This window comes from Dermacoccus sp. BD5 (assembly GCF_044878485.1).
Lineage (GTDB): Bacteria > Actinomycetota > Actinomycetes > Actinomycetales > Dermatophilaceae > Dermacoccus > Dermacoccus nishinomiyaensis.
In genome coordinates this window covers 91,750-104,489 of the sequence record NZ_JANJER010000009.1, presented here as the reverse complement: position 1 = coordinate 104,489, position 12,740 = coordinate 91,750, and the positions used below count along the sequence as shown (strand labels likewise).

Annotated in this window: 11 protein-coding genes; 3 read left to right on the top strand and 8 right to left on the bottom strand. The window is 70.3% G+C overall.

The genetic code is table 11. The annotated features are described in order from the left end of the window. Window positions 1–114: 114 nt before the first annotated feature. The 4 genes from NQ706_RS08665 to NQ706_RS08650 all read right to left on the bottom strand — a co-directional run bounded on the left by NQ706_RS08665 (window position 115) and on the right by NQ706_RS08650 (window position 4,087). Window positions 115–1,251, bottom strand: coding sequence for an Mrp/NBP35 family ATP-binding protein (locus tag NQ706_RS08665; protein WP_038570476.1), 1,137 nt, complete (start codon window positions 1,249–1,251; stop codon window positions 115–117). Between the two features lie 63 nt (window positions 1,252–1,314). Next, the gene (locus NQ706_RS08660; RefSeq protein WP_404360756.1) at window positions 1,315–2,022 is read right to left on the bottom strand and encodes a DUF1003 domain-containing protein; all 708 of its coding nucleotides are present in this window, start codon (window positions 2,020–2,022) and stop codon (window positions 1,315–1,317) included. After that, window positions 2,019–3,326: a magnesium transporter MgtE N-terminal domain-containing protein gene (locus NQ706_RS08655; RefSeq protein WP_006947455.1), complete on the bottom strand. Its 1,308-nt coding sequence runs from the start codon at window positions 3,324–3,326 to the stop codon at window positions 2,019–2,021. The genes NQ706_RS08660 and NQ706_RS08655 overlap by 4 nt, the downstream gene beginning before the upstream one ends. Beyond that, on the bottom strand, window positions 3,323–4,087 hold the full coding sequence (locus tag NQ706_RS08650; RefSeq protein ID WP_051805705.1) for a hypothetical protein: 765 nt from the start codon (window positions 4,085–4,087) through the stop codon (window positions 3,323–3,325). The genes NQ706_RS08655 and NQ706_RS08650 overlap by 4 nt, the downstream gene beginning before the upstream one ends. Window positions 4,088–4,433: 346 nt before the next feature. Here NQ706_RS08650 and NQ706_RS08645 point away from each other — a divergent pair, with 346 nt between their 5' ends. After that, window positions 4,434–5,135, top strand: coding sequence for a L,D-transpeptidase family protein (locus tag NQ706_RS08645; protein WP_006943417.1), 702 nt, complete (start codon window positions 4,434–4,436; stop codon window positions 5,133–5,135). 401 nt (window positions 5,136–5,536) lie between these two features. Here the strand turns inward: NQ706_RS08645 and NQ706_RS08640 are convergent, their stop codons facing one another. After that, on the bottom strand, window positions 5,537–7,030 hold the full coding sequence (locus NQ706_RS08640; RefSeq protein WP_038567264.1) for an aminopeptidase P family protein: 1,494 nt from the start codon (window positions 7,028–7,030) through the stop codon (window positions 5,537–5,539). A gap of 114 nt (window positions 7,031–7,144) precedes the next feature. Between NQ706_RS08640 and NQ706_RS08635 the strand changes: the two genes are divergently transcribed. Beyond that, window positions 7,145–8,746: a threonine/serine exporter family protein gene (locus NQ706_RS08635; RefSeq protein ID WP_051805708.1), complete on the top strand. Its 1,602-nt coding sequence runs from the start codon at window positions 7,145–7,147 to the stop codon at window positions 8,744–8,746. Between the two features lie 15 nt (window positions 8,747–8,761). Here the strand turns inward: NQ706_RS08635 and NQ706_RS08630 are convergent, their stop codons facing one another. Continuing rightward, complete coding sequence (locus NQ706_RS08630; protein ID WP_038567266.1) at window positions 8,762–9,607, bottom strand: hypothetical protein; 846 nt, start codon at window positions 9,605–9,607, stop codon at window positions 8,762–8,764. 28 nt (window positions 9,608–9,635) lie between these two features. Next, entirely contained in the window at window positions 9,636–10,157 is a 522-nt protein-coding gene (locus tag NQ706_RS08625) for a hypothetical protein (protein ID WP_143181232.1), read from the bottom strand. Between NQ706_RS08625 and NQ706_RS08620 the strand changes: the two genes are divergently transcribed. Beyond that, the gene (locus tag NQ706_RS08620) at window positions 10,156–11,004 is read left to right on the top strand and encodes a PHP domain-containing protein (RefSeq protein WP_038567272.1); all 849 of its coding nucleotides are present in this window, start codon (window positions 10,156–10,158) and stop codon (window positions 11,002–11,004) included. The two genes, NQ706_RS08625 and NQ706_RS08620, sit on opposite strands and share 2 nt — an antisense overlap. Window positions 11,005–11,152: 148 nt before the next feature. On the opposite strand, the gene NQ706_RS08615 is transcribed toward NQ706_RS08620, so the two are convergent. Next, window positions 11,153–12,640: an AI-2E family transporter gene (locus NQ706_RS08615; RefSeq protein WP_038567275.1), complete on the bottom strand. Its 1,488-nt coding sequence runs from the start codon at window positions 12,638–12,640 to the stop codon at window positions 11,153–11,155. Window positions 12,641–12,740 lie beyond the last annotated feature (100 nt).

Below are 12,740 nucleotides of genomic sequence, written 5' to 3'. Positions count from 1 at the left end.
CTGACCGACCTCGCGGGGGAGTTTCGCTTCCGCGCACACGACGAGAGCCGCAATCCTGACGTGCAGGGTTGCGGCTCTCGTCGTGTGCTCGTTGTACGCGAGTGGCGCGTCAGCTCACAGCTTGGCACTCGGCGTCAGCCCGAGGCTGCGTCCGGCGAGGCCGCGAGCGCGCGTGCCGAGGCCCTTGGCGATGCCGCGCAGGGCGACGGCGGCGGGCGCGTCGGGGTGGCCGACGACGACGGGGATGCCGTGGTCGGCGCCCTCACGCAGGGTCGTGTCGAGCGGGATCTGGCCGAGCAGCTCGACGGGCGCGCCGATCGACTGCGTCAGCGATTCGGCGACGGTGGCGCCGCCGCCCGCGCCGAAGATCTCCTGGCGCGTGCCGTCGGGCAGTTCGAGCCAGGACATGTTCTCGATGACGCCGGCGACGCGCTGCTTCGTCTGCAGGGCGATCGCACCGGCGCGCTCGGCGACCTCGGCGGCGGCCTGCTGCGGCGTCGTCACGACGAGGATCTCGGCGGTCGGGATGAGCTGCGCGACGGAGATCGCGATGTCGCCTGTGCCGGGCGGCAGGTCGAGCAGGAGGACGTCGAGGTCGCCCCAGAACACGTCGGCGAGGAACTGCTGGAGCGCGCGGTGCAGCATCGGGCCGCGCCACACGACGGGCTGGTTGCCGGGCACGAACATGCCGATCGAGATGACCTTCACGTCGTGCGCCTCGGGCGGCAGGATCATGTCGTCGACCTGCGTCGGGCGGTGCGCGACGCCGAGCATGCGGGGCACGGAGAAACCGTAGATGTCGGCGTCGACGACGCCGACCTTGAGGCCCTGCTCGGCGAGCGCGGCGGCGAGGTTCGTCGTCACGGACGACTTGCCGACGCCGCCCTTGCCGGACGCGACGGCGTACACGCGCGTCATCGAACCGGGCTTGGCGAACGGGATCTCACGTTCGGGGGAGGAGCCCTTGAGCTGCTCGCGCAGGTTCTTGCGCTGCTCATCGTTCATCACGCCGAGGTTCACCTGGACGCCCGTGACACCGTCGACGGCCATCACGGCCTTCGTCGTGTCCTCCGTCAGCTTCGCCTTGAGCGGGCAGCCCGCGATCGTCAGGAGGATGGTGACGGCGACGTGGCCGGACTCGGAGACATCGACCGACTCGACCATGCCGAGTTCGGTGATGGGCTTGTGGATCTCCGGATCCTCCACGGTCGCCAGGGCAGCGCCGATGGCGTCGAGAGTGGGGGTGGTCATGCCCTCCATCGTACGGCGTGGTAGTGAGTGGCCTGAGTCACGTCCACCCGGGCCCTCGCGCCCTCATGCCTCCGGGCGCGCGTCCTTCTTGGCCTGCTTCTTCGCGGCCTTCTTCTCCTGCTTCGACGAGCCGGCATCGTCGTCCTCGGCATCGGGCATGGCGAGCATGCCGCGCTCCTCCATCTCCTCGAGCAGCGAACGCAGCTCGGAGCGCACGAAGTCACGCGTCGCCGTCTCACGCATCGCGAGGCGCAGCGAGGCGACCTCTCGGGTGAGGAACTCGGTGTCGGCGAGGTTGCGCTCGTCGCGCGAGCGATCCTGTTCGATGGCGACGCGGTCGCGATCGTCCTGACGGTTCTGCGCGAGCAGGATGAGCGGCGCCGCGTACGAGGCCTGCAGCGACAGCAGGAGCGTGAGGAAGACGAACGGGTACTCGTCGAACTTCAGTGGCGTCATGTTGACCACCACGTAGATGATGATGAAGCCCGACATCAGGATGAGGAAGTTCGCCGTACCCATGTAGCGCGCGAACTTCTCGCTCGCGACGCCGAAGCCCTCGGAGTCGAGGTCGATGCGTGGCAGCACGCGCGCCCGCTTCTCCTGCGGCTGATCGAGGCGGCCGGCGGCGTCGCGTTCGTCGCGTGAGTCCCGACGCGCCTCCTTCAATGCCTCCTTGCGACGCGATTCCTCCCGGGATTCCTTGGCGTCGCGACGCTCGTCCCGCTTCTCGTCACGCCCGCGCTCACGGCGCGAACCCACTTCGCGGCTCACTGCGTCACCCCCGGAAAGGTCTTGTCCTGGCGGAAGTCATGGCGCTCCTCGCGCCAGTCCTCGGGAAGGATGTGGTCGAGCACGTCATCGACGGTGACCGCGCCGAGCAGGCGCCCGTCGTCGTCCACGACCGGCAGCGACACGAGGTTGTACTGCGCGAGGGTGCGCGTCACCTCGCCGAGCGGCGCGTCGACGTTGACCGGGTCGACGGTCGAGTCGACGACGTTGCCGAGCGACGTGTGTGGCGGTTCGCGCAGCAGCCGCTGCGTGTGCACCATGCCGAGGAAGCGTCCCGTCGGCACCTCGAGCGGCGGGCGCACGACGAACACGGCCGACGCGAGCGCCGGCGCGACCTCTTCACGGCGCACGACGGCGAGGGCCTCGGCGATCGTCGCCTCCGGGCCCAGGATGGCCGGTTCGGTCGTCATGAGACCACCCGCGGTGTTCTCGTCGTACGTGAGCAGCCGGCGCAGGGGAGCGGCGTCGGCCGGCTCCATGCGCTGCAGCAGATCCTCGGCCGTCTCGGGCGGCAGATCACCGAGCAGGTCGGCGGCGTCGTCGGGCTCCATCGCCTCGAGGACGTCGGCCGCGCGCTCGGTGTCGAGGGCGGCAATGATCTCGACCTGGTCGTCCTCGGGCAACTCTTCGAGTAGATCGGCGAGCGTGCCGTCGTCGAGGGCGCGCGCCACCTCGGCGCGACGCTTCGGCGTCAGGTCGTGGATGACCTCGGCAAGATCCTCGACGCGCAGGTCGTCGTACGTCTCGAGCAGCCGCTCAGCCGACTGCTCGGTGTGCTGCCGGTTGAGGCCGTAGACATCGCGGATGTCGTGCAGGCTGGTCGATCCGGTGCGCCGACGCGTCAGACGGTGCATGGCGCGCGAGGCGCCCGACGACTGCTCCTGCGCACGGACGAACACCTTCGTCATGTCCCAGTCGCGACGCTGGTTCTGCTCCATCGCCATGTCCTCGACGGTGCCGGTGAACGTCTCGCCGTCCGGCTCGCGGACCGTCACCTGGCGGTCGAAGAGTTCGGCGCACACGAGCGTCTCGTTGTGACGCTGCTCGAAGCGGCGCATGTTGACCAGGCCCGTCGTGATGACCTTGCCCGCATCGATCGACGTCACGCGCGTCAGCGGCAGGAACACGCGGCGCCGCTGCACGACCTCGACGACGAGGCCGATGACGCGCGGGCTCGGGTTCTTGCCGAACACGACGACGACGTCACGCACCCGCCCGACGCGGTCGCCGAGAGGGTCGAAGACGGTGAGGCCGACGAGACGGGCGACGAAGACACGGGTGCTCACGGGTTCACCCTATCGGCGCCCGGTTGGGCGTTCGCTGCGTCGGCGGGCTTGCTGGACCCGCCGGGTTCCGGCGTCGCCTCCTCGGCACGCACGGCGGCGCGGTGCTCACGCTCCGCGGCGGCAGCGGCGGGGCGCGGTTCGCCCGGCGCGCTCGTGCCGAGATCGGCCGCGGGAGCGCTCTGCGCCGCGGCGGGGCTCGTCTGCGCCTCCGGGGAGGCACCTGCCGCGGCATTCTTCGCGGGCGTCGCTCTCGACCCGGACGCCGCTCTCGCTGCTGCCGGCGCCGGCCGGGACGTGGTCTCCTCCGCCTCCGCAGTGGCCGAGGTCTCTGCGTCATCTTGCGCCGGCGCATCAAGGCGCTCACCGCGCAGCACCACCGTCGCCAGGTCGGGGGTGAAGCGCGTGACACGGCACTCCTGCGCCCAGCGCGCGACGATGTCGTGGGCCGGCGCGTTGAGCCGCCCGGCCTTGAGGGCGAATGTCGCGGCCTCCCACACCTCGTCCTCGGGCGTGATGACGTCGGCGTCCGCCTCGAAGGAGACGAGGCGAGCGCGGGACTCCTTCGAACGCGCCACCACCTCGACGCGGCCGAGGTGCTCGGGGGAGAACTGCTCGCCCGGGCCGCTCACCGTGTACGCGACCCCGGCGAGGTGGACGTGCCAGACCGGCGCCGAGCCGGCAGGCGAGGTGATCCACAGCAACCCCGACTTGGCGAGGGCCTCGGTGACAAGACGGTCGGTGGCAGGCTTCGCGGCAGTCATACCCTCATTGTTTCATCACGATTTCGTTGCGAACGCCGGGCGCGAATCGCCGTGAGCCGATGCCCGCAGCTCTTGTGCGACTGCGTCGCCCCCCTGCAACGACGCGGAGAACGATCCCCACCCGCCCGTCGGCAGCTGCGCTGCGCGGCGCAGGACGCCGCCGTCGAGCCCGCCCTCGTTACCACGACCTCTGGCATGATGAGGAATCGGTGAACCGGTACGGATTCTGCACGACTCACGACGAGCCGGGGGGGAAACCGAGATCGGCCGGCGCGCGTCCCAGACGTACACGGGCCGCGCCAGAGCCCAGATCGCTCACCACGATCTCGATCGAAGGGAAAGTGCCATGCAGCACCACGAAATCAGCCGCCGCGCCATCGTCACCGGCGCCGGCGCCACCGGCACGCTCGCCGTCGTCGGCCTCATCGGCTCGGGCACGGCGTCCGCCGCGAACCCCGTCCTGCAGACCGGCAGCAAGGGCAGCGCCGTCACCACCCTCCAGAAGCGCCTCAACGCCCTCGGCTATTGGTGCGGCAACCCCGACGGCGCCTTCGGCGCCCAGACCAAGCAGGCCGTCCTCGCCGTGCAGAAGGTCGCAGGCCTCGCCCGCGACGGCGTCGTCGGCGCCCGCTCATGGGATGCGCTGAACCGCGGCGTCCGTCCAAGCAGCCGTCGCGGCGGCAACCGCATCGAGGTCGACAAGAGCCGCCAGATCGTCATGGTCGTGCGCGGCGGCTCCGTCAAGTACATCTTCAACACCTCGACCGGCAACGGCCAGACCTTCACCTACTACGGCCGACGCATCAAGGCCGTCACGCCCTCCGGTGAATACAAGACGTACCGCTCCGTCACCTCCGGCTGGGACTACGGCGCCCTCGGTGGCCTCTACCGCCCGTTCTACTTCAACGGCGGCATCGCCCTGCACGGCTCCAACGACATCCCGGCCTACCCCGCCTCCCACGGTTGCTGCCGCATGTCCTGCGCCGCACAGGACTTCCTCATCGGCTCCAAGCTGCTCTACATCGGCGAAGCCGTCAGCGTGTACTGATTCCTCTCACGGGCCGGCTTCCGGCTCACCGTCGGCCGGGGCGCATGCGCCCCGGCCGTCGTGTTCGCTCGGTGCGCCGGCCGTTCGGGCCGAAACGCCCGCACCCGCTTCTCGTTCTCGACCTCGCAGGCTCGGTCGAGAACTCGGCGGATTCGAGCGTTTCGGCGTCCGCGTCGATGGTGTTCACCGGCGGGGCCGGTGCCTCGTGATGTCGCGCTCTGCGGCATCGCGGCCGCACACCGTCGGGCGCCCGGCAGCTCTAGCCGCGCCGCAGGTCGCCTGCCCAGATCAGTTCCTCTTTCGAGCTGGACGCCCGCGCGGTGTCGCACCGAGCGGGGAGATGACGAGGGTGAGCCTGCGAGCCGTCGTCATCTGCCCACCGGAACGGCGTGAGGGACGATTCACCGGCTCCAGACGTCGCGCATCCAGGCCTCGACATCGTCGGGGTCGCGCGGCAGCGACGCCGACAGGTTCTCGTTGCCGTCCTCCGTGATGAGGATGTCGTCCTCGATACGCACACCGACGCCGCGGAAACGATCCGGCACCAACTCGTCGTCCGCCTTGAAGTACAGGCCCGGCTCGATCGTGATGATCATGCCCGGCTTCAACTCGGCGTCCATGTAGTCCTCCTTGCGCGCAAGGGCGCAGTCATGGACGTCGAGGCCGAGGTGGTGGCTCGTACCGTGCACCATCCACCGACGGTGGAACTGGCCGTTCTCCGGGTCGAGCGTCGCCTCGACGTCGACGCCGTCAGGCAGCAGACCCCAGCCGTGCAGACGCTCCGCTATGACGCGGATCGCCGCGGCATGCACGTCCGAGAACTTCGCGCCCGGCTTCGCCGCCGCGAGCCCAGCCTCCTGCGCCGCGAGCACCGCCTCGTACACCTCACGCTGCGCAGGGGAGTACGTGCCGTTGACGGGCAGGGTTCGCGTCACGTCAGCGGTGAACAGCGAGTCGACCTCGACGCCCGCGTCGACGAGGATGAGGTCGCCGTCCTTGACGTCGCCCGTGTTCTTGATCCAGTGCAACGTATTCGCGTGATCACCGCTCGCACAGATCGAGTCGTAGCCGACGCCGTTGCCCGCATGGCGTGCATGCAGGCCGAAGACACCCTCGACCCAGCGCTCACCGCGCCCGCGACGCACCGCCTCCGGCAGATCGGCGACGACGGCCTCGAACCCGCGCGCGGTCGCGTCGCACGCCTCGCGCATCTGGCCGACCTCCCACGCATCCTTCGTCAACCGCGCCGTCGACAGCCACCGGCCGAGCTCCAGATCGCGCTCCTGCGCCTTCTCGGCGGTGGCCTCGTCGAGGTGGGCGCGGATCCGCTCGACCTGCGCCGTGACGTCGACGTCAGCGTCACGCACGACGAGCACCTCCGTCGCGCCCGCGTCTTTGGCCGCAGCGTCGGCGAACTCATCGATGTGACGAGCGGTGATGCCGAGCTCGTTCGCCATGTCCTCGAGCGACGGTCGCGCACCGACCCAGAACTCGCCGTAGCGGCTGTCACCGAAGAACTCCTCGGTGTCGCGCCCGGCGAGCGGGCGGAAGAAGATCTGCGCCTCGTGCCCGCCCTCGGCCAGCGGCTCCAGGACGAAGACGGCGTCCGGCTCGCGGTCCGCGCCGAGACCCGTCAGCCACGCGAATGCGGTATGCGGGCGGAACACGTAGTCACAATCGTTGCTGCGCACCTTCAACCCGCCGGCGGGCACGACGAGACGGGCCCCCTCGAAGGCCGCCGAGAGGGCCTCGCGTCGCGCGGGCGTCAGGTCGGCGACCTCGGCGCGGGGCGTCGGCTCGGTGCCGCGCGGCGCCCACCCGGAGGCAACGAACTCTCGGAAGGCCGCCCCACCCGGGCGGCTGCGGTGCTCTGCTGTCTGCTGCTTCTCACTCACCCGTCCATTCTGCACCCCGGCCCCCGACACATGGCGGACGGTGTGCGCCCAGTTCGCCGCATCCCCCACAATGGCTGGGCCGACAGAAGTGACGAGACGAGGTGCAGGCGCGACATGGTGAATCCCGACGGCCCCCAGGCCACCCCGACACCGCCGTCGGCGACCCCGTTGCCGACGCCGCGTCGTGCCGCGCCGAGCAGTGCCGAGAGCCGCCCTGCGCAGGCCCGCCCCACGAAACCCGCCGCGGCCACGACGAGCGCCCCGCGGATGCCACGTACCGGCGCGACGCGGGTGCGCGGTCGGGCGATGTCCGTCATCCGTCCGAGCGGGCCGCCGACGAAGCCGATCTCGGTGCGCGGCACCAACGACCGCGTCTCCGAGTGGCACACGCGCTCCGTCATCGACTTCTGCCTCCGCCTCGGAGAGGCGATGCTCGTCACCGGCGCATCCGTGGCCGACACCACCGCGTCGCTGCTGCGCGTCGGGCGCGCCTACGGGCTGCAGGGCGCGCACGTCGACATCACCTACACGTCCGTCACGATCTCGATGCATCGCGGCGTGCACCGCGACCCGATCACCGTCATGCGCATCATCACGCACTTCGGCACCGACTACTCGCGGCTCGAGGCGTTGCACGCCCTCGTGCGCGACATCGCCCGCGACCCCGACGACCCGGGCGAGATCGACGACAACCTCTACACCCTCGAACGCATCCTCGAGCAACCGCACGTGTACCGCCGCGGCGTCATCACCTTCGCGTGGGCGCTCATGGGAGCAGGCGTCGCGATGCTGCTCGGCGGCAGCACGGCCATGGTCCTCGTCGCCGGGCTGTCCACGGCGGTCGTGGACCGCATCCAGTACGCCGTCGCGCGCGCCGGTGTCTCCGCGTTCTTCGGGCAGATGCTCGGTGCGATGTTCGCGACGGCTGTCGCCGTCGGCCTGCTCGTCGTCCACCAACACGCGGAGACGATCATGTGGCTCGGACAGGTGAGACCCTCCCTGGTCGTCGCCTCCAGCGTCGTCGTGCTCCTCGCAGGCATGAGCGTCGTGACGGCTGCGCAGGACACACTCGACGGCTTCTACCTGACCGCTGGCGCGCGCACCTATGAGGTCGTCCTGCTCACCGGCGGCGTCGTCGCGGGCGTGCTGCTCGTCCTGAGCATCGCCCAGCGCTTCGGCGTCGACCTCGTCATCGTCGAACGCTCCAGCAGCTTCGCCGGCTCTGTTCTCACCCAGATCGTGGCAGCCGCACTCATCGCCGGTGCCTTCGCCGTCTCCGCGTACTGCGCTCCGCGCACCGTGCTCGCCGCCGTTCTCACCGGCGGATTCTCGTGGCTGCTGTTCGGGACGCTCATGTGGGGTGTCGGCACCAGCGAGCCCGTCGCCGCAGGAGGTGCGGCCCTCGTCGTCGGGGCGCTGGCACCATTCGTGGGGACGCGGGTGCACGTGCCGAGCATCGCACTCATCACCGCGGGCATCGTGCCCTTGCTGCCGGGGCAGGCGGTCTACCGGGGCATCATGATGTTCATCACCGAGGGCGAGAACACCCTGTGGCAGACCACTCTGCTCAACGCCGTCCTCATGGGCCTCACGCTGTCAGTCGGGGTGTCGCTCGGCACGCTGCTCGGCCGTCAGGTCAGCGCGGGAGCCGACTCGCTCACCGCGCGCGTCGTGCGACGGACCGTCAGCGAGACGACGAACGACACCGCCGCCTGAGCGGCGCGGAGTGCGTCAGCGGGCCGTGCTCGAGGCGGTTGCGCTGGGCGGGCGGGCGGTGCCCGAGCTCTGGGCGGGCTTCGATGCTGCGGATGACGAGGCAGGCGCCGAGGACGCACCCGACGACGACGGCGCGACGCTCGTCGTCGGCACCGCCGCCGGAGTCGTGCCACTGGCCGTCGAGCCGGCGTCACCCTTCTTGGTCCACGACCAGCTGCCGAGCAGCGCCGTCAACGCCGACTCGTCGCGCGCGGCGTCAGCCTTCGCGCCGGTCAGGGTGACGGAGTACAGCACCTTGTCATGCGCGAGCATCACGTAGCTGCGCTTGAGGTCGACGTTCTTCTCCGTCGAGGTCGCCGTGAAGCCGACGGCCTTCTCACCGCCGACGGTGCGGTCGGGCAGGGCGGCCACCGATGCGCCGCTCTGCTTGGCCTGCAGCGACGCCCGGCGCAGCGTGCCCTCCAGCTCGGGCGCAGGCGTGACGCTGGAACGCGCGACGACGATCGTGGGCGCGACGTCGTGCGCGAGAGTCGACGACGACAGGTAGGCGACCGATTTCGGCTGGGACGTGAGATTCCACCCAGCCGGCACGACGAAGTTGAACGCGCCGTCCGAGCTGACGACGGACCCGGGGCTGGGGGAGGTGATGGCACTCGGGTTGGACGACGCCGTCGTCGCCGAGGAGCTCGCGCTGAACGGGGTCTGGGTCGCCGAGACGTCCTTGGGGTCGGCTCCCGAGCTGCACGCACTCAACGCGACGAGGCCGGTGGCCGTGACGAGCGCTGCGACGCCGCGAGCGGCCCGCCGGAGCGAGCGGCGGCGCGCTCGCGGGGTCATGTCGAGGGGGCCCTGCTTCACCATGGTCGAAACCCTAGCGACGCGAGCGGTCTCAGCGTGTGCGGCGCGCGGCGCGGGCAGCGCCCTGTGATGACAACCACGGCGTCACCGGGCGACGCCACAGCAGGTAGACGGTCGCGAGGCCGAGCGTCATCGTCACCGCACCGATGAGGGCGCCGGGGCCGAACGAGCGCACGCCGGACAGCAGGAAGGTGAAGGTGTAGACGATGGCGAGGACGGTCGCGCACGTGCGCCCGGAGGCGCGACCGCGCAGACACAGGCGCGCCACGAGTAACCACAGCACGACGCAGAATGCGCCCGTGACGAGACCGAACCAGCGGGCCTGATCCGTCGCCCGTTCCAACTCCCCGGCGGGCAGGGTGCGCCGCTGGAACTCGTGCGCGAGCCGCGCCGTCTGAGCGCGGGTGCCGTCACGATCGAGCCATGCGACGAGCGTCGAGACGGCCTGCACGAGCGCACCGGCCATCATGCAGGCAACGGCCCGCCGCACCGGACGCGGCGCGTGCTCACCCATGCCTGCCCTCACGGGCAGCAACACTAACCTGTCACCCATGCGTATCGACCTGCACACCCACTCGAACCGCAGCGACGGCACGACGAGCCCCGCCGACGTCGTCGCGGAGGCCGCGGAAGCGGGGCTCGACGTCGTCGCGCTCACCGACCACGACACGACCCGCGGGTGGGACGACGCCGCCGACGCCGCGCGCCGCGTCGGCATCGACGTCGTACGCGGCATCGAGATCTCCTGCCGCCATCGCGGCATCAGCATCCACCTGCTCGCCTACCTTCCGGCTCCCGAGGGAGAGCTGTTCGACGAGATGGAACGTGCCCGCGAGTCGCGGGTGACGCGCGCCGAGCGCATGGTCGAGCGGCTCGGACGCGACGTGCCGATCACGTACGAGCAGGTGCTCGCGCAGGCGGGGCCGGACGCGACGATCGGGCGCCCCCACATCGCCGATGCGCTCGTCGCGAACGGCGTCGTGCCCGATCGCAGCACCGCCTTCGAGCACTTGTTGAGCAATTCGGGCCCCTACCACGTCGGTCACTACGCCATCGACCCGGTGCGCGCCGTCACCCTCGTGCGCGCGGCCGGCGGGGTGCCCGTCATGGCGCACCCCTTCGCGGACGTCCGTGGACGCGTCGTCGGCGACGCCGTCATCGAGGAGATGATCGACGCCGGGTTACTCGGCCTCGAGGCCCACCACCGCGACCACACGCCTGAGCAGGTGCGCCACGCCCGCGACCTCGCGCGGACGCACGATCTGCTCGTCACCGGCTCGAGCGATTACCACGGCGACGGCAAGCCGAATCGACTGGGGGAGAACACGACTGAGCCCGACCAGTACGAACGCCTCGTCGCGCTCGCGACGAGTGACGTGGGAGTCGTGCGCGGGCGCTGACGCGGTGCTGACGGCGGGTGCCGGGCGTCCGGCGGGCATGACGACGGCGCCGGAGCGAGCCCTGCTCACCCCGGCGCCGGACGCGACGTCGACGGATGCCTGATCGAGGTGGCCCCGGCTCGAACCCGGGCACCCGATCATCTTCCCCTCAGCGTTTGAGGCGCGAACGCAACGCACTCACGACGGCTCCCAGGCCATGCGTGGGCTGCTTCGTGGTCGAGGCGGCGAGAGCGTCGCCGTCGCCGTCCGCGACGGCCTCGCGCGAAGCCTTCTCCTCGTCGGTCTCGCGTGCGCCCCATTCGCCGAGGCGGCGGAGGCGCTCGGTGCGCAGCGCCGCGATGCGCCCTCGATCGGTGCGGTACTCGAGGTCGGCGACGGTGACGGTGCCGGAGCGCAGGTCCACCTGTTCACCGATGTAGCGGAACAGCACCGCCAGCGTCGCGACGACGGGGACGGCGAGGAAACCGCCGATGACGCCATGGTCCTCGGAGCCGGCCGCGATGCCGAGCAGCACGAGGACAGGGTGCAACGACATCGAGCGGCTCTGCAGCAGCGGCTGCAGGATGTGCCCCTCGAGCTGCTGCACGAGGATGATGATGACGAGGACGATGATCGCTGTCGTCACCCCCTTCGTCACCAGCGCGACGAGGACGGCGAGTGCGCCGGCGACCGTCGCACCGACGATCGGGATGAACCCGCCGAAGAACGTGATGACGCACAGCGGCAGGGCCAGCGGCACACCGCATGCGATGAGACCGATGCCGATGCAGACCGAGTCGATGGCCGAGACGATCGCCTGGGTGCGGATGAACCCGGACAGGGTCTGCCACGCGCGGGTGAACACCTCGGTGACGTGAGCGCCGGTGCGCTCACCCGTGACGAGCCGCACCCACGGCAGGAAGCGGTCGCCGTCCTTGATGAAGAAGAACGCGAGGATGAGGCTGAGGACGAGGGTGACGAGGATGCTGCCGACCGTCGTCACGCCGCTGAAGACGCCCGAGGCGATGGCATCGCCCGACGTCTTGAGCTTGTCGTTGATCACGTTGACCGCGTTGTCGATCTGGGTCGCCGGGATCTTCAACGGCGGGCCCTGCAACCAGTGTTGGATCTGGGAGACGCCCTCCATCGACTTGCGTGCGAGCTCGGGCGCCTCGGCTGCGACGGTCGGGACGATCGCGGCGATGATCCCACCGACGACGAGCAATCCGCCGAGCACGCTCGAGAGCGCCGCCAGGGCGGGGCGCACGCCGTGGCGACGCAACCAGGCGGCAGGCGGCCACAGGACGGTCGTGATGAAGAGACCGAGGATCAGCGGCAGGATGATGACCCAGAACGGTGTGAGAGCTCGCCACACGAGATAGAACGTGACGATGATGATGCTGATCCGCAACGACCAGCGCGCGAAGGAAGCGAAACCGTCCGAGATGATGCGCGAGCGGTCCTCGGACGCCCGCGACTCGGGCTCGTGCGGGTCCTGCTTCTCGACGCGGACATCGCGGTTGCGTTCGTCGAGCGTCAGCTCGTCGCGTTCATCAGGCGTCTCAGTGGCGGGGGGCGAGGCGGAATCGGCCGGCAGCGGCGTCGAGTCATCGGCCGCGGGCGGCGTCAGGGCCGGGTCCGGAGGTGAGGCAGGCATGGGTGCTCTTTCGGATCAACGGTCGATTGTCATGAAGCGTACTGAGAGTGATGACGCAGGCGCGAATGCGGCGCGAGGCGCCCGGTGCTCGTCCGCGTCA